Origin of the sequence: Flavonifractor sp. An10, from assembly GCF_002161215.1 — a bacterium.
Lineage (GTDB): Bacteria > Bacillota > Clostridia > Oscillospirales > Oscillospiraceae > Flavonifractor > Flavonifractor avistercoris.
The window spans coordinates 34,242-58,153 of the sequence record NZ_NFMB01000003.1 but is presented as its reverse complement, the minus strand read 5'-3'; the positions used below and the strand labels follow the sequence as shown (position 1 = coordinate 58,153).

General features: G+C 62.0%; 18 protein-coding genes, 1 pseudogene and 1 riboswitch. Of the genes and pseudogenes, 2 read left to right on the top strand and 17 right to left on the bottom strand.

All coding sequences use genetic code 11. From position 1 onward, the window contains the following. The 17 genes and pseudogenes from B5E42_RS05640 to B5E42_RS05560 form a co-directional block, all read right to left on the bottom strand. Complete coding sequence (locus tag B5E42_RS05640; RefSeq protein ID WP_087237542.1) at nucleotides 1-231, bottom strand: helix-turn-helix transcriptional regulator; 231 nt, start codon at nucleotides 229-231, stop codon at nucleotides 1-3. Further along, nucleotides 228-1,085, bottom strand: coding sequence for a site-specific DNA-methyltransferase (locus B5E42_RS05635; protein WP_204244380.1), 858 nt, complete (start codon nucleotides 1,083-1,085; stop codon nucleotides 228-230). Before B5E42_RS05635 ends, B5E42_RS05640 begins: the two co-directional genes overlap by 4 nt. Before the next feature lie 183 nt (nucleotides 1,086-1,268). Beyond that, a pseudogene (locus B5E42_RS05630) lies at nucleotides 1,269-1,645 on the bottom strand (TnpV protein). A gap of 644 nt (nucleotides 1,646-2,289) precedes the next feature. After that, the gene (locus B5E42_RS05625) at nucleotides 2,290-4,824 is read right to left on the bottom strand and encodes a hybrid sensor histidine kinase/response regulator (protein WP_087237540.1); all 2,535 of its coding nucleotides are present in this window, start codon (nucleotides 4,822-4,824) and stop codon (nucleotides 2,290-2,292) included. After that, a complete protein-coding gene (locus tag B5E42_RS05620; protein ID WP_087237538.1) occupies nucleotides 4,811-5,179 on the bottom strand; it encodes an Hpt domain-containing protein in 369 nt (122 codons plus the stop codon). Before B5E42_RS05620 ends, B5E42_RS05625 begins: the two co-directional genes overlap by 14 nt. Continuing rightward, complete coding sequence (locus tag B5E42_RS05615; RefSeq protein WP_087237536.1) at nucleotides 5,176-6,270, bottom strand: HD domain-containing phosphohydrolase; 1,095 nt, start codon at nucleotides 6,268-6,270, stop codon at nucleotides 5,176-5,178. Before B5E42_RS05615 ends, B5E42_RS05620 begins: the two co-directional genes overlap by 4 nt. Before the next feature lie 5 nt (nucleotides 6,271-6,275). Continuing rightward, nucleotides 6,276-8,126 carry an EAL domain-containing protein gene (locus B5E42_RS05610; protein ID WP_087237534.1) on the bottom strand — a complete coding sequence of 617 codons (1,851 nt, stop codon included), beginning with the start codon at nucleotides 8,124-8,126 and terminating at the stop codon, nucleotides 6,276-6,278. Between the two features lie 17 nt (nucleotides 8,127-8,143). Then, complete coding sequence (locus B5E42_RS05605; RefSeq protein ID WP_087237532.1) at nucleotides 8,144-8,635, bottom strand: hypothetical protein; 492 nt, start codon at nucleotides 8,633-8,635, stop codon at nucleotides 8,144-8,146. A gap of 18 nt (nucleotides 8,636-8,653) precedes the next feature. After that, nucleotides 8,654-10,057, bottom strand: coding sequence for a glycosyltransferase family 2 protein (locus B5E42_RS05600; RefSeq protein WP_087237530.1), 1,404 nt, complete (start codon nucleotides 10,055-10,057; stop codon nucleotides 8,654-8,656). Further along, complete coding sequence (locus B5E42_RS05595) at nucleotides 10,054-11,217, bottom strand: HEAT repeat domain-containing protein (protein ID WP_087237528.1); 1,164 nt, start codon at nucleotides 11,215-11,217, stop codon at nucleotides 10,054-10,056. The genes B5E42_RS05600 and B5E42_RS05595 overlap by 4 nt, the downstream gene beginning before the upstream one ends. 37 nt (nucleotides 11,218-11,254) lie before the next feature. Then, nucleotides 11,255-13,510 carry a hypothetical protein gene (locus tag B5E42_RS05590; RefSeq protein ID WP_087237526.1) on the bottom strand — a complete coding sequence of 752 codons (2,256 nt, stop codon included), beginning with the start codon at nucleotides 13,508-13,510 and terminating at the stop codon, nucleotides 11,255-11,257. A 23-nt stretch (nucleotides 13,511-13,533) separates the two neighbouring features. Then, complete coding sequence (locus tag B5E42_RS05585) at nucleotides 13,534-15,033, bottom strand: CotH kinase family protein (protein ID WP_087237523.1); 1,500 nt, start codon at nucleotides 15,031-15,033, stop codon at nucleotides 13,534-13,536. Between the two features lie 31 nt (nucleotides 15,034-15,064). Beyond that, entirely contained in the window at nucleotides 15,065-15,754 is a 690-nt protein-coding gene (locus B5E42_RS05580; RefSeq protein WP_087237521.1) for a DUF4956 domain-containing protein, read from the bottom strand. Nucleotides 15,755-15,947: 193 nt separating this feature from the next. Continuing rightward, nucleotides 15,948-16,643 (bottom strand): polyphosphate polymerase domain-containing protein, encoded by a 696-nt coding sequence (locus B5E42_RS05575; protein WP_087237519.1) that lies wholly within the window; start codon nucleotides 16,641-16,643, stop codon nucleotides 15,948-15,950. A gap of 251 nt (nucleotides 16,644-16,894) precedes the next feature. Then, nucleotides 16,895-16,977, bottom strand: a riboswitch (cyclic di-GMP riboswitch). Between the two features lie 107 nt (nucleotides 16,978-17,084). Then, nucleotides 17,085-17,663, bottom strand: a complete 579-nt coding sequence (locus B5E42_RS05570; protein ID WP_087237517.1) for a hypothetical protein — start codon at nucleotides 17,661-17,663, stop codon at nucleotides 17,085-17,087. Beyond that, nucleotides 17,660-19,600, bottom strand: a complete 1,941-nt coding sequence (locus tag B5E42_RS05565; protein WP_087237515.1) for a M56 family metallopeptidase — start codon at nucleotides 19,598-19,600, stop codon at nucleotides 17,660-17,662. Before B5E42_RS05565 ends, B5E42_RS05570 begins: the two co-directional genes overlap by 4 nt. A 3-nt stretch (nucleotides 19,601-19,603) precedes the next feature. Next, a complete protein-coding gene (locus tag B5E42_RS05560; RefSeq protein ID WP_087237513.1) occupies nucleotides 19,604-19,972 on the bottom strand; it encodes a BlaI/MecI/CopY family transcriptional regulator in 369 nt (122 codons plus the stop codon). Between the two features lie 170 nt (nucleotides 19,973-20,142). Here B5E42_RS05560 and B5E42_RS05555 point away from each other — a divergent pair, with 170 nt between their 5' ends. Together B5E42_RS05555 and B5E42_RS05550 are read left to right on the top strand one after the other, a co-directional pair. Continuing rightward, entirely contained in the window at nucleotides 20,143-21,627 is a 1,485-nt protein-coding gene (locus B5E42_RS05555) for a DUF1846 domain-containing protein (RefSeq protein WP_087237511.1), read from the top strand. A 180-nt stretch (nucleotides 21,628-21,807) separates the two neighbouring features. Beyond that, nucleotides 21,808-23,406, top strand: a complete 1,599-nt coding sequence (locus B5E42_RS05550) for a CTP synthase (RefSeq protein ID WP_087237509.1) — start codon at nucleotides 21,808-21,810, stop codon at nucleotides 23,404-23,406. The last annotated feature ends 506 nt before the right edge of the window (nucleotides 23,407-23,912 follow it).

Genomic DNA, 23,912 nt, shown 5'->3' with positions numbered 1-23,912 from the left:
TTATTCCTCCGTGGATGTTGTTTCGGATTCTACTAAAATTTCATGTGGATTAACATTTAGATAATCGCATAAACGGATAAATGCCGCAGAAAGCGGAGATTTCCCATTTATGTATTCATATATTGTAGGTTTGGATACGCCAGACTTCGTGGCCAACTCATTAATAGTTTTGATATCCAAATCAATCATTTTTTTTCGAAGCTCTTTCTCATTGAGAATCATACTTTTCATTTGGCTATCCCACCTTGATATAGATTCAAACTGAGCTGACCTAATTGATCCTCGTTTTCCTCGATGTGAGCTAAGCGGATTCTTGCAATCTCACAATATGAGTTATCAAGTTCAATACCAATAAAATTCCTTCCGGTCATTTTTGCGGCAACGCACTCGCTTCCGGAGCCCGAAAAAGGAGTGAGTATAATATCATTCTCTCTTGAAGCTAATTTAATCATTCTCTTAAGGATTCTGACGGGCTTCTGTGTCGGGTGTTTACCGTACATGAGTTCGCTTTTTTCTTTGTTATTAGATATATCCCATACCGTTCGCATTTGCTTCCCGGAAGACTTTAAGCTATCATAAGAGAAATCGCCATCTTTCGAATATTCATAATCAAAAAAATATTCTCTTTTCTTTCCTCCTTTGTTACACCATAGAATTGTTTCATGGCTTGCGGTTAATCTTCTCCCAGCCAAGTTAGGAAAGGCGTTTCTTTTATACCAGATAACCTCGTTGATGATTTCAATACCAAGCATTTGACAGGTGACATTAATAACACCCATATTATGATATGTACCGAAAATCCACATAGAGCCAGTCGGCTTAAGTATTCTCTTGGCTTCAGTAAGCCATGCTTTAGTAAATGTCATGTAGGATTCCAGTGTAAAGTTGTCCCATTCTTGCATGACTTTGTTCCAGTTACCACCCATACCCTGTAACTCTACACTATTATCCCACTTCCATTCTCCGCCCTTAGAAAGATTATAAGGCGGATCTGCAATAATTAAATCAATGCAAGAGTCCGGCAATTTCTTCATTTCGGATACGCACTCACCATTGATGATAGTATTAATAGGTAATGTATTCATAAGCAAATCCTCCTTGCTTGACTAATATAACATACTAACCCGCGGATAGTCAATATATATTAACTAAAAGTAAAAATATTTTTACTTTTCAGTGGCAAATAGTATTATGACATATAGTGTTACGACATTTCTTACAACCAGAGAACCAGCCGGATAGCTAACTACTATCCGGCTGATAATGGATTACGCTAAAACTATTTCCATATTGATAATTTCCTCTGCCCGGTTTCGGATGTTATTCATAGCTCCCACCCATGCCATCTGATCCTGCGCTTTCAGCTGCTCATTGATACCCCCTTCTCTGCCAGCTGTGTTATGAGCAGATGGAGTTTGTTTCGTGCCTGAGTGTCAATGCCAGCCAGATAGCTGTACAACTTTCCGCTGAGAACAAGGTCGGAATAGAGCATAGGATGATGCTCTTTAAGGTATTGCTGGTGCTTTCTGCCCCACATACCAATAGGAGATGTCCCCGCTTCATCCAGCACTAAGCAGGGGATATAGTAGTCGCCTTGGAGTTCATACCAAAGGCCGTTGGTTTGATCGAAAATGTATTTTTCCATTATGCTGTCCTCCGTGTGTGAATTTGATTTTGAGGTGATGACGAGAACAGCAACCAAGTTTCTTTCCCTACTGTTGTCCTGCGTCGCCCTGGGCAGCAATACGCAAGGCACACATAAGGAGCAAAACTTGCTTTTCGTGCGTCATGCACGAGGATAAAAATTAGAACATGATGTGCGGAAAAACCGCAGTATTAAGCCAAAAATCAGGAGGAAAGCGAAGGAATCACCGGATGTTTGGCAGGGGCAACACCAAGCTCTTGAAGTTCAGCAAGCGCTGATTTATCTGCCGGATTTATCAAAATGCCGCCCATATGGGCGGCATTTTGCTTGCGCTCCTTCAGGGCCCCATCGCAGATGGGGCGGCGCACTGCGCCCGCAGGCGCGTTTCGAGGCCAACCGCCGCTTGCGGCGGCTCCTGGCGCGGAGATGGGGCAATTCCCGGGCTGTCGATAAACCTTTCAGCCGAAGGATTCGGAGGGAGGGATAGTGTGAAAGGGAACCGTCAGGGTTCCCTTTTGCGTTGGATCAAATAACTTTTTGAAACTTTTTTGAAGTTTCAAAAAGTTCGTCAGCGTGTCGAAAAGACTTTTTCGACACGCTGAGAAGGCCCGCAGCTTTGCCGCCTTTTGCGTCCTCTGCAGCTGTCAGGTGCTGTCTGCCGGGGTGATCAGCCGCGCCAGGGTATCCCGGAGCACGTCGAAGTCGATCGGCTTGGAGATATGGGCATTCATGCCCGCGGCGGTGGTGACGGCAATATCCTCGGCAAAGGCGTTGGCGGTAACGGCAATGATGGGGACGACACCGGCGTCCGGCCGGTTCATGGCGCGGATCCGCCTTGCCGCCTCGCAGCCGTCCATCTCCGGCATCTGCATATCCATCAGCACGGCGTCCAGCGAGAAGGGCTCCGAGTCCCGGAAGCATGCTGCCGCTTCGGCCCCGTTCCAGGCCTGCGTCACCTGGACGCCCTGCATGCGCAGCAGCTCCGTGGTGAGCTCCATATTGATCTCATTGTCCTCGGCCAGAAGCAGGCGGAGGCCGGACAGGGAGAACGGGCTGCCCTGCCCGTCCGGGGCCGCTGCCCCGGGCAGTGCCTCCTCTGCCGGGGCCAGGGGGAGGATCACCGTGAAGGTGCTGCCGGAACCCGGGGTGCTCTCCACCTGGATTTCGCCGCCCATCTGGGAGACCAGGTTCTTGGTGATGGACATCCCCAGGCCCGTCCCCGACGCCTGCCGGTCGCTGAACCGCATCTCCCGGGCGTAGGGCTCAAAAATCCGCTCCAGAAATTCCGGGGACATGCCGATGCCGGTGTCGGAGATGACAAATTTGTATTTCGGGTGCTCTCCGCCGTCCAGCTGCTGCACGGTGAGGGAGATGGTTCCCCCCTCCGGCGTGAACTTGAAGGCATTGGAGAGCAGGTTGTTCAGGATCTGCTGGATGCGGAAGGCGTCCCCCACCAGCAGCGGGCGCTGGATCTGGAGCGTCTCCCGGAGGTGCTTCCGCTCGCGCTCCGCCTGCATGCGGAACACGCCCAGACATTCCTCCACGCAGCTGTTCAGATCAAACTGCTGACAGGTGAGCTGGATCTGGCCGTGCTCCATGCGGCCCATCTCCAGAATGTCGTTGATCAGCCCCAGGAGATAACGGCCGGAGGAGTTGATCTTGTCCAGGCAGTCGGCCACCCGCTCCCGCTGATCCAGGTGCTGCCGGGCGAGTTCGCTGGAGCCCAGGATCCCGTTGAGGGGGGTGCGCATATCGTGGGACATGTTCCGGAAGAAGGTCTGCTTGGCCTCCTCATTCTGCCGCGCAAGCTGGAGGGACTCCTCCAGCAGCCGGTGCTCCCGCAGCTGGCGCTGCTTTTCCTGCTCCACTTCCCGGAAGGAGAGAACCACCTCTCCCGGGGCCAGGGCCGCGTCGAAGAGAACCCGCACGCTGACCCAGCGGTATTCCCCGCCGAAGCGGCGGAGAAACTCGCCGCCGAAGTCCCGAACCTGCTGGTGAACCAGCTCCCTGATGTTCCCGCAGGAGAAGCTCTTGGTAAAGTCCCGGAAGGCCTCCGCCTCAATGACCTCGCTGGCGGTGCGGAGCAGTTCGTCATAGGGGCCCATGGCGGGGATGCGATCCCGCACATAGGCGGAGCCCTTGATCATCTCATAGGTCTCCCGTTCGTAGTCCACCCGGTACAGGGCGTAGTAGGTGTTGCCGAGCACCTGGGCGGTCTCGTTGGCCCGGCGGGCCCGCTGATCCAGGCGCAGCTCCCGCCAGGACAGCGCGGCCAGCGTCAGCAGGGAGACTCCGAACATGAGGAACAGGGCCCACGCCACCCCCTGCAGCTCCCCCAGGATGTTGTGATAGGGCACGGTGATGATGGAGTACCACCCATTTGACATCCGGGCGTAGTAGATCCCCCGGCGCTGCCCGTCCAGATCCCGGATCACGGGCTCCTCCGCCAGGGCGCCGGAGCGGATGCGGGCGACCAGGCCGGTGAGATAGTGCTGCAGCTCCTCCCGGGACAACTCCAGGCCGCTCTTGTGATAAATGGCGGAGCCGGTGCTGTCGCAGAGGAAGAAGGAGTCCCCCTCCGCCAGCTCCGACGCCTCGAAGTGCAGGTGCTCCGGGAGGATGTCAAAGGCCATCACGGCGCCGCTGCCGGGGCACTGCTGGGCGATGGTGATCACCGGGCGCTGGTAGACGGCATCCGTATACAGGGGCGTGAACACCACCTGGCCGCCCGCCTCCACGGCCTGCTGGTACCAGAGGGCCGCGGCGTAGTCGTAATCCGCGTCCCCCTCCCAGGGGTTGGCCGCCAGGATCTCCCCGTCCAGCACCACGTAGGGATCCACCGCCCCCTCGCCCAGCACCGTGTCCAGCCGCTGGAAATACATGTCCAGAAAGTCCAGGACGGACTCCCGGCTCTCCCCGCCCATCAGGCGGCTGTCCAGAGCCGAGGTGCCAAAGTCCAGGAGGGTCTCGTACACGTTCAGATCCCCGCTCGCCTCGGCGGCGTAGCTCCGCGCCAGCGCGGTTCCCGTCTCATAGGCGTTTTTCAGCAGGGCCGCGCGGAGCATCAGCAGCCCCAGCGCAACCAGCAGGGCCAGGGCCGCAAAGGCGCACAGCGGAAGGCGCATGTGCCGCAGCAGCCACCGCCAGTCACCGCCGCGCCGGCGTTCAGCGCGCTCCATCTGCCCCTCCCCGGATGGCCGCGGTCACGGCGGCGTAGGCCGGGGCGATCTCCTCCATGAGCCGCTCCGCCTCCGCCAGCTCCCCCGCCCGCAGGGCGTCCACCTGCCGGGTGAACAGCCCGTACAGCGCGGTCATGGAGAGGTTCCCGCAGGCCCCCTTCAGCCCGTGGGCGGCGGCGGCCGCCGCCTCCGGCTCGCCGCGCTCCAGGGCGGCGCACAGGGCGGCGTAGTTCGGCTCCTCCAGGAACTTGCCCAGAAGCCGCTCCAGCAGCGCCTCGCTGCCCATCATCCGCGCCAGGGCCTGGCCGACATCCACGCCGGCGGCCTCCAGCTGTGCCCTCTGCTCCAAATTCATGCCTGCTCCTCCTTTCGATACAGCCGGGACAGCTCCTCCTCCACGGAGAAGAAGCACGCCAGCAGCCTGGGGCTGAACACCCCGCACTCCCCCTCCCGGATCATCTCCAGCACCCGCTCCCGGGGGAAGGCGTCCTTATAGACCCGCTTGCAGCTGAGGGCGTCGTAGACGTCCGCCAGGGACACCACCTGGGCCCAAACGGAGATCTCGTCCCCCTTCAGCCCGTCCGGGTAGCCGCGGCCGTCCCACCGCTCATGGTGGTGCCGGGCAATGTCCGCGGCGTAGCGGTACGCCCCGTACCGGCGCAGCTGGGGGATTTGCCCCAGAAGCCGGGCCCCCTGGACGGTGTGGGTCTTCATCACCGCGAACTCCTCGGGCGTCAGGCGGCCCGGCTTGTTGAGAATGGCGTCCGGCACCGCGATTTTGCCCACATCGTGGAGAATGGAGGCCAGGGCGATCTCCTCAATCTCCCCGGGGGACAGCCCCTGCCCCAGCTCCGTCCGGGAGAGCAGGTGCCGGGTGATGTCGTGGATGCGCTGGACATGCGCCCCGGACTCCTCGCTGCGGAACTCGATGGCGGTGGCCAGCGCCTCCACCATGCCCTGGTTGAGCCGGATGATCTCCTGGGCCTGGCGGAGGAGCCGCGCCTGCTGGCTCTCCACCTTGCAGCTCAGGCTCCGGCGGGCCTGGTACAGCTCGATCACCGACTGCACCCGCCGCTGCACAATATAGGGCACCACCGGCTTGCTGATCACATCCATGACCCCCAGGCCATATGCCTCGTGGAGGACGCGGTCGTTGGCCTCGGCGGTGATCAGGAAGATGGGCAGGCGGCCCGGCAGGCCGGCCTGGCTCAGACGGCGCAGAACCTCCAGGCCGTCCATCTCCGGCATGACCACATCCAGGAGCACGGCGCAGAACCGCTCCGGCCCGCTGAGGATCGCCTGGAGGCCGTCACGCCCGTTCTCCGCCTCCTGAATGTGGTAGTCGGGGGAAAAAATCTGTTCCAGGATCGCCCGGTTGATCGCGTCGTCATCCACGATCAGCAGCGTCTCGCGCAGCGGGCCCTGATCCCCGTTCGGATGCATCATTGTCTTCACCCCTCCTGACTGTCCGAGCAGGCGCCGGGCTGCGCCTGCTCCAGAATCCGCCGCCCGGCCTCCGCGGCCGGGAGGGGGACGCAGAAGCGGAAGCCCTGCAGCACATCGCAGTGGAGCCGCTGCAGCGTCTCGATCTGGTAGTCCTCCTCCACCCCCTCCGCGAGGATGGTCAGCCCCAGGCGGTGTCCTGTCTCCACCAGCGCGTTGAGCAGGATCCGGCCCCGCTCTGTCTGCATGTTGTCCACCAGCTCCTTGTCCAGCTTCAGCCCGTCCATGGGGTAGTCCTGAAGATCGTGGAAGGAGGAGAAGCCCATGCCGAAGTCGTCAAAGATCACCCGCACACCGTATTCCCGGAGGGCCACGATGTTCCGGAGCATCTGCCGCGCCCCCTCCGGATCGAGGTGGGGGGTCTCCGTCACCTCCAGGATCAGCAGCTTGCGGGGAAAGGCGTAGCGATCCATGATCCGGGTGCACCGCTCCACAAAGCCGGGTGCGGCGAAGGTCGACCGGGAGAAGTTGCAGGACAGGAAGAAATCCTGCACCGGGTGACGGCACAGCGCCTCCAGAAAGCCGCAGGCCTGCTCCAGGCCGCAGCAGTCCAGCTCCCGGATGCGGCCGTCCCCCTCCAGAAGGGGGATGTAGCGGTTCGGGCTGAGGAAGCCCAGGCGGGGGTGGCGCCACCGGGACAGGGCCTCGCCGCCCACGATCCGGAAAGAATGGGCATCCACAAAAAACTGGATATAGAGCAGGAAATCGCCCTGCTGAAGGCTGCCGCTGAAGTCGGACAGCAGCCTCCAGCGCTCCTGGCAGCTGCCGCACTGCGCCGTCCCGCACAGGCGGAAGTCGGACTCCTCCAGGCCGGCCGCCAGGGCGCACTGCCGGGCGTGGAACAGGGCCTGTCCCAGCTCATGATACTCCGGGCCCAGAGGGCAGATGCCTGCGGACGCGTCCCGCCGCCGCAGGGTGGCCCCGTTGGCGGTGAAGCCCCGGAGCTTCTCCACGGCGGAGCGTGTCCACTCCTCCGCATCCTGCCGGTTCGGGAACCGCTTCAGGACAATCAGATCATCCCGTCCGGTGCGGATGAGCACGTCGGCCTGCCCCGCCGCCTCCCGGAGCACACGGGCGCCGTGGAGGAGCAGGGCATGGGCCTGCTCCCGGCCCCACAGGTAGCCCGCCCGATCCAGATCCAGGCGGAAGCAGATCAAACAGAGGGCGCTCCGCCCCGGGTTCCGCCCCAGGCTGTGAAAGGCCTGCCGGAGCACCTCTTCGGTGCCCAGTCCGGTCTCCGGATCGGCCTGCACGGCCTGGATGCGCCGCCGCCGCGCCCGCCGGAGCCGGTACAGACAGACCGCCACCGCCGCCGCCAGCGCGAGGAGAAGCAGCCCCCCGCCCCACAGGAGCCCCATGGGCAGCTGCCGGGGCGGCACATCCCCGGCGGAGCGCAGGATGGAGCCGATCCACTCCTCCTGGGAGATCCGGGCGGCATACCCGCGGAGATCGGCCTGAAACCGGCCCGGGGATACCTGGGTGAACCAGAGCTGAACGGCGGTCTCCTCCCCTTCGGCCCCGCTGACAAAAAGGATCACCGGCTCCCCGTCGGTATGGGCATAGCGGCTGCCGTCCGCGCAGCCGGAGATGAGATCCACCTGCTGGCGCTCCGCCAGCTCCGCCCTGCGGTCGGCCGGGCCGGGCTGCAGATAGCGCAGCTCATAGCCGCAGTCCCGGGCGAATGCGCGGAGAAAATCGGGGATGGCGCCCTGATAGGTTCCGCTCTCCGGGTCGTAGTATTCCATTGGATAGAGTTCCGGATTCCCGGCCACATAGATGCTCGCTCCGTCTGCCTGCAAACCGCGCCCCTCTTTTCCTATTGAAACAGCGTCAGGTTTCCCGTGGGCGCCGCCTCATACAACTCCTCCGCCTGCTGCTCCAGCTCCTCGGCGTGCTGCTCCAGCCCGGTCAGGGTGGCCTGGATCGTCTCCCGCAGCGCGGCCACCTTCTCCCGGTAGCGGGCCAGCTCCAGCAGCTCCCGATCCAGCGCCTGCCGAATCGTCTCCCTGGCGGCCTCCTCCCTGGCCCGGCTCTCCGCCTTCAGCGCCTCCGCGCTGGAGCGGGCGTCCAGGATGGCCTGGGAGATCTGATCCTGCTGCGCCCGCAGGCGGGTCAGCTCCTCCCGCAGGCTGCGGTTTTCCTGCTCCAGCTCCTGGATGCGGGTCTGGGCCTGCTGGCCGGCCCGATCCAGCTGGGCATCCTTTTCCGCCATTTTCTGCGAGAACAGCTCCTCCTGCTCGGTGATGTATTGAAACACCGCGTCCCGTTTATAGCCCCAAAAGCCCTTTTTCAGTGATTCCAGACGCATCTCTACCGCACCTCCATGTCAATCAATCGAAATTTTCTGGCGCTCAATCTTGCCCCAGGTATGCTTTTTGCTGCGGTATCCCACCAGGGCGGTCATCCGCACCCAGGCCATGACGAACCGCAGGCAGGACACCTCCACCGCGCACAGGCCCACCGCCTTGAGAAGATCCGACGGGTACAGCTTCAGATCAATGGTGTGGATCCGGGCGAAAAACGCCGTCAGGGACAGGACGGCGGTATAGACCACATAGATGCCGAAGAAGAGCACCATAAACGGCACGTTGATGAGCCTCACCGCGAAGGCCAGCAGGGTGGTGAGCACCCCGAAGATCTCGATATAGGGGGAGAACAGCTCATACAGCAGGAAATAGAAGTAGGAGACAAAGCTCACCGCGCCGTACTTGGGATTGGCCAGGATGGATCTGTACTTCATCATGCTCTGAAACAGGCCGATGTGCCACCGCCGGCGCTGCCGGCACAGATCCCCCAGCCGCTCCGGCACCTGAGTCCAGCACACCGCGTCCGCGGCATAGCGGATGCGGTAGCGCCGGCCGTTTTCCCGGCAGTAGACGTGGAGCTTGACCGCCAGCTCCATATCCTCGCCCACCGTGGTGTTGTCATAGCCGCCGGCGGCGATGACAACACTCTTGAGGAACAGGCCGAAGGCGCCCGAGATGATGATGTTGCCGTTGAACCGGTCAAACAGGATGCGGGAGGCCAGGAAGGAGCGGTCGTACTCCAGCACCTGCATGCAGGGCAGCAGCTTTCTGGGCATCCGGTAGCGCACCACCCGGCCGTTTGAAATTTCCGCGCCGTTGCAGGGGCGTACCGTGCCGCCCACCGCCACCACGCTGGAGTCCTCCAGCACCGGGCGCACGATTTTTTCCAGGGAGTCGTACTGGAGGACGGAGTCGGCGTCCATGCAGAGAAAATAGGGGTATGTGGAGACATTGATGCCCATGTTGAGCGCGTCCGCCTTGCCGCCGTTCTTCTTCCGCACCAGGGTGATGGGAACCTTGTAGGCCCGGGTCTCGTAGATCTCCTCCTCCGGCTGGCAGGGAATCCGCCGCTGGATAGGGCGCTCGATTTTCCACATGTGGAAGGCGTCCTTCAGCACCTGGGCGGTGCGGTCTGTGGAGCCGTCGTCCACGATGATGATCTCGTAGAGCTTGTACTCCAGCGCCAGCAGGGAGCGGATCGTGGCCTCTATGGTGACCTCCTCATTGTACGCGGGCACCAGAATCGAGACGGGGAGATAGTAGTCGTTGGACAGCTCGTTTTTCAGCCGGTTGCGCCTTCTGGCCGCGTAGAGGTCGGAGGAGCCTACGGTGACGGACAGGAAGAGGAAGCTGGAGTAGAGAACCATATAGAGCAGGAAAAAGGCCTCCACGCAGAGCAGGAAGGTCTGGATAAAATCTCTCATACGCCTGCGGGCACCTCCTCCTGAACGGGTTTTGCATCCGGCTCCGCTGCGGCTTCTCCCGTCAGCCGCCGGAGCTCCAGCCGGTAGGTCAGCATCTCCCGGGCGTAGCGATCCTCCCCGTCCAGCACCCGGAACATCTCCTCATAGGTGAGGCCGTGGGCCTCCAGGCTGGCGGAGGCGTTGCTGCGGATATACCAGTTGGCGCTGTTCATGGCCCGCAGCAGCGCGTCCACCACATCCTGTCCGGGATATCCGGCCAGGGCGGAGGCGCTGATGGCGGAAAACTCCCAGTGCGTCGGCTCGCTGTCCCGGAGAAAATCCAGCAGCAGCGGCCGGGCGGGCGGATAGGGGTAGCGGCCGAAATACCGGATTGCCGCAAACCGCAGCTCCCTGTCCCGACCGTCGTCCCGCAGGATTTCCAGCATGGGGGCGCAGGAATCCCCGCCCTGGAAGCGTATGTAATCCAGCACGGCCCGCTGGATCTGCAGGGAGAAGTCATCCAGGCGAGACCAGAGCAGCTGGATCAGGGCCCGGGTGTCCCCCGTATAGGAGAGCAGCGCCTCCGTGACCACCTTTTCGTGCAGCTGGCTCTCCGGCCCGTCCCCCAGCACCCGCAGCGCATCCACCAGCACCGAGGGGCTGCCGAAGCTGCACAGCGCCTTGAGGGCGTTGATTTTGCAGTACAGGCTGTCCTTGCGCAGATAGGAGAGGATGACCTGCTGGGTCTGATCCATCTCCATATACCGGCGCAGCTTGTGCTTGGCCAGAAAGTGGCAGTAGTAGGCGGCCTGCGTGTTCTCCCGCTTCCGGTAGACGAGGGACAGGTAGAGGGACACGGGCTGCAGCTGCTGGATGTAGGCCGGATAGGCCGCATCCTGCCCCTCCAGCTCGTCCAGCAGCCGGTCGAAGGCCACCAGATAGCTGACACGGGAGAGGCGGCGGCGCATCCAGCGCAGGTGGCCGGCCTGCACCGGCCGGGAGAGCCCGTCCGGGTGCTCCCCTATCCGGCGCAACTGCTCCGTCACCTGGCGGCGGAGCGCGTCCGCCCGCAGGGTGAGCCGACGGTCGCCGGAGCGCAGGTGCAGGCTGTAGAGCAGATTGAACACCAGCATGCTCAGGCACACCAGCCCATAGCCGTATAGCAGAATTTCAGCGCCCACCGGCGGCACCTCCTCTCTTCAGTTCAGTCGTACCGACTCAACTGTCCAGGCCGGCCCAGTACTCCTGCAGAATGTAATAGGATTCCTTCAGCCGTTCGTGATAGGTCACCGTCTTGCCCCAGCCCTCCAGAGGGAGGGACGCCATGGGGATGCGGTATTCTGTGGCGTTCCCCGCTGCCATACCCACATACATCTCGTCGATGTGGATGTACTCCACGCCGAAGTTCTCGTAGTAGTCGTCGTGGATCATCATCTCCGACGGGTTGGCGAAGTTCAGCAGCTGCCAGGGGATACGGATCTCCACGCCGTCCTCTGTGAACATGAAGTCGGCCAGGGAGTCAAAGTCCTCCGAATCCGGATTGGCGTTGCCATGGCGGAGCACTCCGGTCTCGTAGGTCTCCGCGCTGGCCGACCAGTTCCCGGTCAGCAGCGGAGTTGCAGTCTGGAGCATCAGGCTAATAATTTTGAAACGCGGCGAGTCCAGCTCAGGCGGATCTACAAATGCATCCATGTCCGCCGTCTCCCGGAGAAACATGGCCCTCAGCACCTCATACCGCTCCTGCACCATCACCCTGCTGTTGTCCGTCCCATCAATACAGATCACAAAGTCGCACGCCCGCTCAAAGGAGATGTCGTAATTCCTGCAATAAGTGCTGCCGGATTTGGGTGTGGTGTCAATCGGGATATAGAGCACGTCGTGCTCTGGGTCAAAATTCTCCCACTGAGCGTAAAAATAGAGGAACTTTTCGTCATACTTCATGGACAGGCTGCCCTCTTCTGTGGAGAGGATTACATCATCCTCTGTCCACTCAGAGGTATCTCCGTCCACATAGGAAATGCTTTCCTCCACGCCGGGGTCAAAGGCCAGGAGGCCAAAGTATTGCTCGTTGGTCTGGTAATCGCTCCAATAGGGGGTATTGTCCAGATCCACGTTTGCCATGGTGTTCCAGGTGCGCTTGAACCACTCGTCCTGCCAGGTGAACACGCAGCTGCCCGCACTTCCGGCAGCCATGATATCCTCATAACAGTCGATGATGGCCTGGCCCTGTTCCTGCTCGGTCATATGTCCCTGATTGCGCCCGGTGTTGATATCCCGCTGGGCCATGCCCCGACCGGTGGAGACCCCATACTCGGAGATTACCACAGGGATGGTGTGGTAATTGTTGAGCATCTTGATATAGGCGTAATAGGTGTTAGGCTGGCCGCTTTCGTCGTAAAAGTCTGTGTTCTGGTTCCCGGTCAGCACATCCTCAATAAGAACATCGTCCTCCGTATGCTCGAACCCGTCTATGACCTTCTGCCAAAGCGGCTCCTCATCCTCAAATTCAACTGGATTGAGCACATAATTTAAATAATCCGGATAGTAGGGATAGACGTGATAGGAGGCGAAGGAGCCGGAGAGAAACGCATCGGTGGTCTTGATATGCTCCACATTCACTGCGGCGCACTTTAGGAAAAAGTAGCGGATAGCGTTGGGATAAGTAAATGGATCAGTGGTAGGCCAATTGGAGAAGGCCACCAGCCGCTGCTGCCGGTACCTCTGGGTCTCATACTCAATGATGCTGTCCCCGGCCTGGGCCAGCATGGCCTCGAAGGGGGTGGCGTCCTCGGTGGTGTACATGTAAGTGCCGGAGTAGCTGTTCCGTTCCGGGTACTTGTTGTCCGTATAGGCCACCGTTACGTCTTCCCATTCCACGCCCAGGATATAGCCGATCACCCATCGGGACACATCCTTGCGGTAGCTGCCGGAACCCAGTCCGCGGCCCAGGGAAAGGCTCCGGTTTCCATGGAGGATGTCCACCAGTGTTTTGCTGTCGTCCAGCAGAGCCTGAAGAAAATCGTCGTCGTAGGCGTCCCGGTGGGAGTTCTGCACATAGTCGTTCACCCATACCCCATGGATGAGCCACAGCGGCTCCAGCCCTGCCTCCTCCCGGGCGGAATTATACTCATAGAAGGCATTGTAGAAATCATCGTGCAGGATGGTATAGACCCGGATGGTGTTGGCGCCCAACTCCTGAATCCATTGGAACCAGCGGAGGTAGGTCTCCTTGTCGATGGCGTAGTCGGTGGCCCACTTTCCAGGGATACCCACGCCCATGTTGACTCCCCGAATTTCAAAGGGCTCATACACCCCGTCCCGCTCCATGTAAATGGTATCCTCGTCGGTCTTCATGAAAGTGGTCACCGGCGCGTCGGAGTGGACATTGACATAGACGCCCATGTGGTAGTATGCATAATAGCCGGCAAAGAGGATCACGACCGCAATAGAGACCGCCAAAATAAATTTTTTCATCGCGCCCCTCCCAGCAAACCTGTTTAGTGATTAAAACGCTTGTTTTTGGACGGATGGCAGAATTGGAGCAGGGTATCAATATTTTCATCCATCCAGTATCCGCGGTCCCTGCAAAAGTCCTTCAGCTGGTCAACCGCATCTGCATAGTCATCCGGGTTGCGGCTGTCCGGGGCAAGGGGACGGTATTCCTCAAAGGAATAGCCCCATACCTCGAAGTTGCGGCCAATCGCTGGGCCAAGATATTCTATTGTCTGATCAATATACTGTGACAGGTATTCCTCACTCAGAAAGGTCTCCCGAAGCTCCCAGTAACGCTCGATAATCCGTTCCACAAAATTTTCATCTTTCATCATCATATAGAACCAGGTGATATTCTGCATCTGGAAGTGCTGGGGCATAATCTGGGAATCATGGAAGTTGTTGCAGCAAGAGTTCATGTCCCAGATACACATCTTGTATTTGCCGCGGATATCCTTGTAGAGATAGGTGGACCGAGCGCCCACATCGTAATTGCAGGTGAACTCGTTGATGATAAAATATTCCGCAAAAGAGTCCACATCTGCATCATTCCACCATGCATACGGCTCGGTATTATAGTCGTAGGAATACAGGCTTTTCTCAAAGTCAGAGAGATCCTGTTCGATCCACTCCACCCGTTCTCTGGTTAAATTGCCCAGACCGGGGTACACGATATCAATGATCTGCAGATTACGCAGAGCGTATTGGGTAAATGTTTCGATATTTTTGATCTCTGTACTGCTGCCGCGGTCCAGACGAACGACATAGCTGATCTCCGTCTGGTAGTCGCTCTCTGGCTCCGTCAAGTCTAGGCGGGCTCCCTCTCCGCTGGTAATGGTCTCTACCATCAAGTACAGTCCTTGGTATTCCCCATTGATGATGACCTCGCAGAACCGCGCGTTGGGGGCGTAGTCCATGATCTCCCCGGCGATATTGTACCACATGTAGTTGCGAATCAGCGTCTTGTCCAGATAAGGACCGTGGAGTGCCCATTCGTGATGGGCATCCATTCCGAGCATTTCCACATCCCGGTTGGTAATCCCATCGTCCTTGGTTGTCCGAAGCAGGTATCCCTTCTTATCAAACATCCTGGAGGTATTCCCACGGATGCGGATCTGGGCGGCGCTTTCAACAGTGGCTCCGTCACTGGGGTGGTTGTTGCGCTCTGTATTATCGATTACAGTAACCTGACAGGAGATGGTTTTACTCCCGTCTTCTGCCAGACTTACATCCGTATATTCGTACTTTGTGTCATTCTGCCCCAAAGGCACTCCGTCTTCCCCCAGCGGTATCCCCGGAATCTCCTCCCCGCCGGTGTCGATGATGACCAGGGGCAGGTGGGTGCACAGCTCCGTGCCGCCGCAGTCACAGCCGGCATCGGGCTGGCGGGCGGTCAGGTGCTGGTGAACCCGGTAGGGGCCCTCCTTGGCCTCGGCGGCGGTGGCCGCCAGCGCGCAGACGAGCATCAGCACCGCCATGGCTATGCCGAACACCTTGTATTTCACCCATTTCAGCCCCTTTCCGCCGTCCGGCCCGTCAGCCGCTGATCTCGTCGTTCTGCATCACAATGTTGAAATATTCGATGCCGCCGATCTCGTAGACGGCGTCGGTGATGCTCCGGCCCGCCGCCTTTTCCCCGGCCGGCTTGCGCAGGTATTTCCCGTTGAGCTCATAGATGTACTCCGTGCTCTCGTCCGTGGTGTTCTTGGCCCGCAGAACCGCCTTCCGGTTGTAGTACTGGAAGAACAGCGACTCCACCCGGGACTCGTTCACCCGTGCGGTGCGCAGGATCAGCAGGGCCCGGTTGTCCGTCCGGATACGGCCGAAGAGGAGCAGGAGCAGGAACACCACGGCGCTGCCCGCCGCGGCCACCAGGTAGTCCCCCGCGCCGCAGCAGATGCCCACCACGATGGCCCAGAAGATGTAGATGGTATCCCGGGAGTCCTTGATGGCCGTGCGGAAGCGGACGATGGACAGCGCGCCCACCATGCCGAGGGACAGGGCCAGGTTGTTGCCGATGACGATCATGACCGTGGTGGTAATCACTGTCAGGGCCACCAGGGACACGTTGAATTTGGCGCTGTAGATGCTGCCGCTGTGGCTCAGGCGGTAGGACAGGAACAGAAAGCCCGCAATCACCGCGGACACCGCCAGCCGGAGCAGGATGACCTCCCCGGTCAGCTCGCCCCCGCCGCTCTCCAGCAGCTGAAACAGATACTCTCTCATGCTTTGCTCTTCTCCTTTTCCTCTTAGGGCTTGTGTGAAACTGGGCGATGTGCCCGGCGGCGAGGGATTTTGGGCCGCTGGCAAGCAATTTTTTCGCGGGAATCCCGGCGGATTTGCAATTCAAAATTGCGCCGTCCAGGGGGCAAAAGGCCCGTCGATGGGGCCATGGTGACATGTCTCAAGCGAGCCCCGGCTAGTCCTGCATGCTCAGGGAGACGCTGCGGGCCAGGCAGTATTTGCTGACCGAAAGCTCGGAGCGCTCCACGAGATTGAGCAGGTCTTTGATGTAACTGAGCAGGAAGCCGTTGTACTTGACCTCCAATACCATATGAAAGGGATCCAGGACGGGATACATGGGCAGCTGCCCGGAAAACAGGCTGAAGCTGGATTCCGTGGCGATGATCCGGCTGTCCAGCGTGATGCGGATGTGGTTCTCCCGGGCCACGTACGCCTGCCGGTGGTATTCCACCACCGCCCGGGGCTGGTAGCACCGGCAGTGCATCAGGCCGTAGCACTCCGCCGCAAAGGGGTCATCGTGGGCCAGCAGGGGCCGGTAGTCCCCCAGGCAGAGCCGCTGCGCCTCCTCCCGCCCCAGGCGCAGAGACCGCTTGCGCTGATACGGCCCCTCCTTCTGCTTCATCTCCAGCATGGCGAAGTCCGACCGGGGGCTGTAGGTGCGCAGCCGGAGCTTCCGCCGCAGCTCCAGTCCGTCCAGCTTGTCGTGAAAATCCTGGTCATCCGGCGTGTCGAAGTACAGGGAGCGGATCGTATAGCCCTGGGGCCCGTTGTGGGCGTCCCCGTGCATGACGGCCCCCAGGCGCCTGCGCAGAACCGCGCCGTCCGAAAGATTGATGGCATATTTTTTCTCCTGGCGCAGAACCTCGTTCATTGCAGCCTCCCTTTTCTGCCCGCCCGCCGTGCGGGCCCTCATCGGGCAGGAGATAAAACGTCATGCGCTTGGGGCGCACCAGGGACACAGGCAAAAGTCGGAGTGCATGAAGTTTTTGCGCATGTGGGCCGTCCCGGCCCACGCGCTTTTGATTTCATGTCCGTGCCGCTGAAAGCGGCACATGGCCGATTTTGCTATGCTTTTGCATAGCAAAAACCGGCCTATTGCCGGACGGCAGCCATGTGCTGCCATCCTCAATAGACCGGTTGCGCTACTTGCTCCGTGATATAAAAGCGCCCAAATAATATATCACATCAGTGCATTCTATTTTCTGTCCCTATTCTGCATTTTTTGCATTTGGATAGGAAAAAGAATTGCTGAATCTATCATAACCAGGATCCCGCCGGTTGTCAAGGGGAATCTCGCCGCCCCCATGCGGCCTCACGCGTCCTCCGCCCCCTCCGGGGGGAAGAAGCCCCGCAGGACAAAGAGGCTGACGGCGATCACCACCCGCGCCCCCAGCCAGAACAGGAGCAGCAGGACGGCCGGCAGCTGCACCCATGCCTCCTCCGCCGGCAGGGGGAGAATGGACAGCAGGGTGACCGCAATCTGCAGCACCGCGTCAATGTTGCGGCACACCCGCAGGCGGCGGGCCAGCACCGGGGCATTCCCCGGCCCGTCGGCCAGCAGGGCCAGGTCGGTGAGCAGCTGGAAGTGGAAGTAGAGTGCCACGCAGGCGACCAGGGCGGAGAGCAGGAAGAACCGCCCGGTGAGCTCGGCGCCGGAGAGGGGGAGGGCCAGCCAGTCCACCCCGGCCGCAATCCCCAGCAGGATGCAGAAGGGCTTGAGCAGGGGCAGGTTCCGCAGCTCCCCGGAGAGCTGCCCGATGGCGAGGAAAATCAGCAGATAGCCCGCCCAGTTGGGCAGCAGATCCAGGTCGTTGATGCGGAAATTCAGCAGGATGAGCAGATAGGCCCAGGCGATCTTGCTCAGGGCATGGCGGATATTTTGGTTATTCACGGCGTCACCTCCGTGGGATAGGCGGTGCAGGTATAGACCTGGCCGCCGTCGTTGAAGGAGACCGCCAGGGCGGCGGGCATGGCGGTCAGGCTGAGCGCCTCTCCGTGATACGTTCCTGTGCTGAACTTGACTGGGTCATCATCCAGGCCGCCGGGCTCCAGGGTGACACGATAGCCCTCGGCCAGAGCTTGGGCGGGGTCACTGTCCGCGTCCATGGGGGCGATGCTCACATCCAGGGCGAAGGACTCCCCAGTGTCAACGGAGCGCAGCCGCAGGCCGTACCCATCCCGCATCCAGGTAAAGCCGGTGTGGGGCCGGGGCACAGGATCCAGCGTGTTGGAGGCAGCCCAGGAGAACAAGCCGGAAGTGGTTGGGGATGCGGTGCTGTCCACCCCCAGGCGGCACTGGACGTCCACCTCGAGCCGGAGGTTTGCGGTCTCCGTCACATAGGTGGTGTAGGGCGCCTCCGAGCTGGGGCAGAGCCAGATTCCCTCCTGGTTGGGATCCGGCCGTACGCTCAGCTCCCCCAGCGGCTCCACCGTCCAGAAGTCCCCGTCGGGCTGTACCGCCACCTGCTGGTACACGATGCCATAGGTGTCGTCCTCCGACAGGGGGGAGAAGAACAGCGTCCCGGTATAGCCCCCCGCCCCGTCAGGCAGGAGGTTCATTACCGACCACTCCGCCTGCCAGGCGGGACGGTGCCAGCGGTAGCCCAGCTCGTTGAAGGGAGACGCGTCCAGCGCATCCTCCAGCTCTGCCTCATCGTGGGGGGCCAGTCCGGCCTGCCAGGCGTCCTCCCGCGCCCCCTCCGGCAGCACCATGGAGAGGTAGACCGGGCTGCCGCACAAAATGGCCTTGGCGTAGGTGTCCAGGGCTCCGGCCGCGGTGGTGGGCCGGTTGAGCTGGGCCCGGGCCAGGGCGAGCGCGCCCCGGTCGGTTCCGCCGGGCACCTCCACCGCGCCGCTGACGCCCCCCAGGCAGGTGACGGCCAGCACCACCGCCACCCCCACGGAGGCCAGGGCCATGCCGGAGGGGTAGCGCTTGAACCGGGCGATGGCGGCGATCCGCCGCTTGATGTTCTGCCCGCCGTTGGCCATGGAGGAGGTGCCGGGGGCGCGGGCGTGCCGGTCGTCGGCCATGGACAGGAGGATCACGCCGTAGGCCCGCCGCTCCTCCCCCTCCAGCCGCTCCAGCACCCGCTGGTCACACAGGGCTTCACAGTCGTTCTGCATCCGGTCGCAGCAGATCCACACCAGGGGGTTGCACCAGTGCAGGCACCGGAGGGCACACACACCCACCCCGGCCCACACGTCGCCGTGGTGGAGGTGGAGCAGCTCGTGGAGGAGCACCTTGTCGTCCACCTCCCGGTCGGGGAGCACCAGCACCGGAGCCAGGGGGCCGCAGACGAAGGCGCTTTCCAGCCCGGGCAGCACCACCACCCGCCGGGGAGCCTTCAGCCCGTACCGGGCCGCCACCCCCTCCACTTGCCCCAGCGTCTCCGGCGCGGGGGCCGCGCCCCGCCGGAGGGCGGCGCGCAGGCGCAGATAGGACAGGAAAAACCACAGGGCCAGCAGAAGCACCCCGACGGCGTAGAGATAAAAAAGCACATCGGTGACGCCCCCCGGCGCGGGCAGGCCATGGGGAAAGAGGGGCACCGGGGCCGTCACTGCCGCCGGGGTGTAAAGATCGGTGAGGGCGGAGGAGAGGCGCCCCTCCGCGGCCATCCGGGCCGCCTCCAGAACCACCTGCCCGCCGGGTACCAGGGTGCGGCCCAGCAGACCGGCGGGGAGCAGGGCCCGCAGGGCCAGAATGGCCCACACCCCATACTGCCACCGGGGGGAGAGCTTGTCCAGAAAGAGCCGCTTGGCAATCAGCAGCACCGCCGCCGCCACCGACACGGCCAGGGTCTGGTAGAGGAACGACCAGAGGTTGTCCACGCCTCACACCTCCATCTCGTCCAGCAGGCGGCGCAGCTCCTCCCGCTCCTGGGCGGTGAGGGCGCCGTCCCGCACAAAGGCGGCCACCAGCTTGCCCGCCGAGCCCTGATACACCCGATCCAGCAGGCCCTGCCGCTCGGCGGCGGCCCAGTCCTCCCGGCGCACCGCCGGGCGGTAGCGGTGGGGGGAGGCGCCTTTGTCGATGGTGACCAGGCCCTTGGCCTCCATACGGGTGAGGTAGGTGAGCACGGTGCTGCGGCTCCAGCCGGTGGACGGCCGCAGGGCGTCCACCGCCGCCCCCAGGGACAGCCCGTCGTCCCCGGCCGCCCACAGGGCGTCCAGCACCCGCCACTCCTTGTCGCTCAGCTTCATGAGAACCACTCCTACAGTTGTCGCATCTACAAGAAGATCCTACACCTGTAGGACATTTCTGTCAAGGGACGCCGTGAAATTTGCCAAAATGGGAAAAAAGCCTTTGAGGGCGGGCCGGAATGTGGTAGAATATCCGTTGAGTGAATTTGCCACAGGAGAGGAAGGAAAGCATGGACAGGATCGGCTTTGACAATCAGAAATACCTGGAGCTCCAGTCCGCCCATATCCGGGAGCGCATCGGCCAGTTCGGCAACAAGCTCTATCTGGAATTCGGCGGCAAGCTCTTTGACGACTACCACGCCTCCCGGGTGCTGCCCGGGTTCGAGCCGGACAGCAAGATCCGCATGCTCAAGGAGCTGCGGGACTCGGTGGAGATCGTCATCGCCATCTGTGCCAGCGACATCGAGAAGAACAAGATCCGGGGCGACCTGGGCATCACCTACGATGTGGATGTGCTCCGCCTGATCGACGCCTTCCGGGGGGAGGGCCTGCTGGTGGGCGGCGTGGTGGTCACCCAGTACGCCGGCCAGCCCGCCGCCGACGCCTTCCAGCGCCGGATGGAGAGCCTGGGAGTCAAAACCTGCCGGCATTACCCCATCGCCGGCTATCCCCACAATACAAGCCTCATCGTCAGCGACGAGGGCTACGGCAAAAACGACTATATCGAGACCAGCCGCCCCCTGGTGGTGGTCACCGCCCCCGGCCCGGGCAGCGGCAAGATGGCCGTCTGCCTGTCCCAGCTCTACCACGAGTACAAGCGGGGGGTGAAGGCGGGCTACGCCAAGTTTGAGACCTTCCCCATCTGGAACCTGCCCCTCCAGCACCCGGTGAACCTGGCCTACGAGGCCGCCACCGCCGATCTGGGGGACGTGAACATGATCGACCCCTTCCACCTGGCCGCCTACGGGGAGACCACGGTGAACTACAACCGGGACGTGGAGATCTTCCCGGTGCTCTCCGCCATGTTTGAGAAGATCATGGGGGAGTGTCCCTATAAGTCCCCCACCGACATGGGGGTGAACATGGCGGGCAACTGCATCGTGGACGACGAGGCGGTGTGCGCCGCCGCCCGGCAGGAGATCGTCCGCCGGTACTACACCGCCCTGTGCGACCGCCGCATGGGCGCCGCCGGGGACGAGCTGGTGAACAAGCTGGAGCTGGTGATGCAGCAGGCCCACGTGGACGTGTCCATCCGCCCGGTGGTGGCCGCCGCCGCCCAGGTGGCCGAGGCCACCGGCAAGCCCGCCGGGGCCATCGAGCTGCCCGACGGGGAGGTGGTCACCGGCAAGACCACCGATCTCATGGGCGCCTCCTCCTCCACCCTGCTCAACGCCCTCAAGCGCCTGGCGGGCATCGACCATGAGCACCATCTCATCTCCCGGGAGGCCATTGAGCCCATCCAGGCCGTGAAGGTCAACCACCTGGGCTCCGTCAACCCCCGGCTCCACTCCGACGAGATTCTCATCGCCCTGGCCATCTCCGCCACCACCAACCCCCTGGCACGCCGGGCCCTGGAGCAGCTCTCCACCCTGCGGGGGTGTGAGGCCCACTCCACCGTGATCCTCTCCCCGGCGGATACCGGCACCTACAGCCGCCTGGGGCTCCGCCTCACCTGCGAGCCCCAGTATGAGACCAACAAGCTCTACCACAAGTGACCCAAAGGCCCGTCCGCGTCTGCGGACGGGCCTTTTGTGCAATATGCAGGAATTGAGCGTACTGCTTGCAAAATGCCTTGACGGGGCGGGGACAGAGGGGTACAATAAATCGGATTTGATTTTAGGAAACGGGGCAAGGGGGCTCCGGGACAAGGGCGTCCGAAAATGGGAGGTATCCGTATGGCAAAGTTTATTTTCGTCACCGGCGGCGTGGTGTCCGGCCTGGGCAAGGGCATCGCGGCGGCGTCCCTGGGCCGCCTGCTCAAGCAGCGGGGCCTGAAGGTGAAGGTACAGAAGCTGGATCCCTATCTGAACGTGGATCCGGGCACCATGAACCCCTACCAGCACGGGGAGGTGTTCGTCACCGACGACGGGGCGGAGACCGACCTGGATCTGGGCCACTACGAGCGGTTCATTGACGAGAATCTCACCGTCCACTCCTCCGTGTCCTCCGGCCGGGTGTACTGGAACGTGCTCAACCAGGAGCGGGCGGGGGACTACCTGGGGGGCACGGTGCAGATCATTCCCCACATCACCGGCGAGATCAAGCGGAACATCTACCAGCTGGATACCGAGGACACCGACGTGGCCATTGTGGAGATCGGCGGCACCGTGGGCGACATCGAGTCCCAGCCCTTCCTGGAGGCCATCCGCCAGGTGGCCGCCGAGCGGGGCCGTCACAACGTCATGTTCGTCCACGTGTCCCTCATCGTAGCCATCCCCGGCTCCGGGGAGCTGAAGAGCAAGCCCACCCAGCACTCGGCCAAGGAGCTTTTGAGCCTGGGCATCCAGCCCGACGTGATCCTCTGCCGCTCCGACGCCCCCGTGCCCGGCGAGATCCTGGACAAGATTTCCCTGTTCTGCAACATCCCCCGGGAGTGCGCCATCCCCAACCTCACCGCCTCTATCCTCTATGAGGTGCCCCTTCTGCTGGAGAAGGCGGGCCTGGCCGACGCGGTGGTGCGGCGGCTGGGGCTGATCTGCCACGCCCCCGACCTGACGGAATGGGCCACCATGGTTCACCGGGCCAAGCACCCGGAGGGGCGGGTGGAGATCGCCCTGGTGGGCAAGTACGTGGGGCTCCACGACGCCTACCTGTCGGTGGTGGAGGCCCTGACCCACGGCGGCATCGCCAACCGGGTGCAGGTGGACATCCGCTGGGTGGACTCGGAGCAGCTCACCGACGACAACGCCGGGGAGATCCTGTCCGGCTGCGGCGGCGTGATCGTCCCCGGCGGCTTCGGCGGCCGGGGGGTGGAGGGCATGATTTCCGCCATCCGCTGGGCCCGGGAGAACCGGGTGCCCTTCTTCGGCGTCTGCCTGGGCATGCAGATGGCGGTGGTGGAGTTCGCCCGCCACGGGGCGGGGCTGGCCGGCGCCCACTCCAGTGAGCTGGCCGACACCCCCTATCCGGTGATCGACCTGATGCCCGACCAGCGGGATGTCACCGCCAAGGGGGGCACCATGCGCCTGGGTGCCTATCCCTGCCGCATCACCGAGGCCGAGGGCCCGGTGGCCGCCGCCTACGGCGGGCCGGAGATCTCCGAGCGCCACCGCCACCGCTACGAGTTCAACAACCAGTACCGGGAGACCCTGGAGGCCGCGGGCCTCCGCCTGGCGGGCCTGTCCCCCGACGGCCGGCTGGTGGAGATTGTGGATCTGCCGGAGCACCCCTGGTTCGTGGGCGTCCAGTTCCACCCGGAGTTCAAGAGCAGGCCCAACCGGGCCCACCCCCTCTTCCGGGACTTTGTCCGCGCGGCCAAGGAGCACAATAAGTAAACAGATACGGGCACATGCAAGGGCCGGGCTGAAAACAGCCCGGCCCTTGTGCGTATTGGGTTAGTCGGCCTCGTCCTGCACCGCCGCGTCGTCGCAAAGTCCGCTGTTTTCGGAACGGCCTGGCGGCCATTCCTCAAACGCTTCCTTGCTCCTCCGCTCCCCAACCGACCCGCTGTGCTGGGCTCGGTTGGGGGCCCCGTATACCCGATGGCCTTCTCCTGGGCGGCAGGCGGCGCGTCCAGTTCCCGGCGCGGCGGGCCGCGCCGGGAGCCCTCCAGGCGGGATTTTATCTGCTCGGGGCAAATGAATTGCCCCGGCATCAAGGATTTGGGCCAGAGGCCCAAATCGCTTGTACGGCGCGAAGCGCCGCCCCATCGTCGTCGCAAAGTCCGCTTTGTTTCATTTCCGCCGACGGGTGGAAATGAAACACGCTTCCTTGCTCCTCCTCTCCCCACACAACCCGCTGTGCTGGGCTTGTGTGGGGGCCCCATTGAATGGGCCCCCGA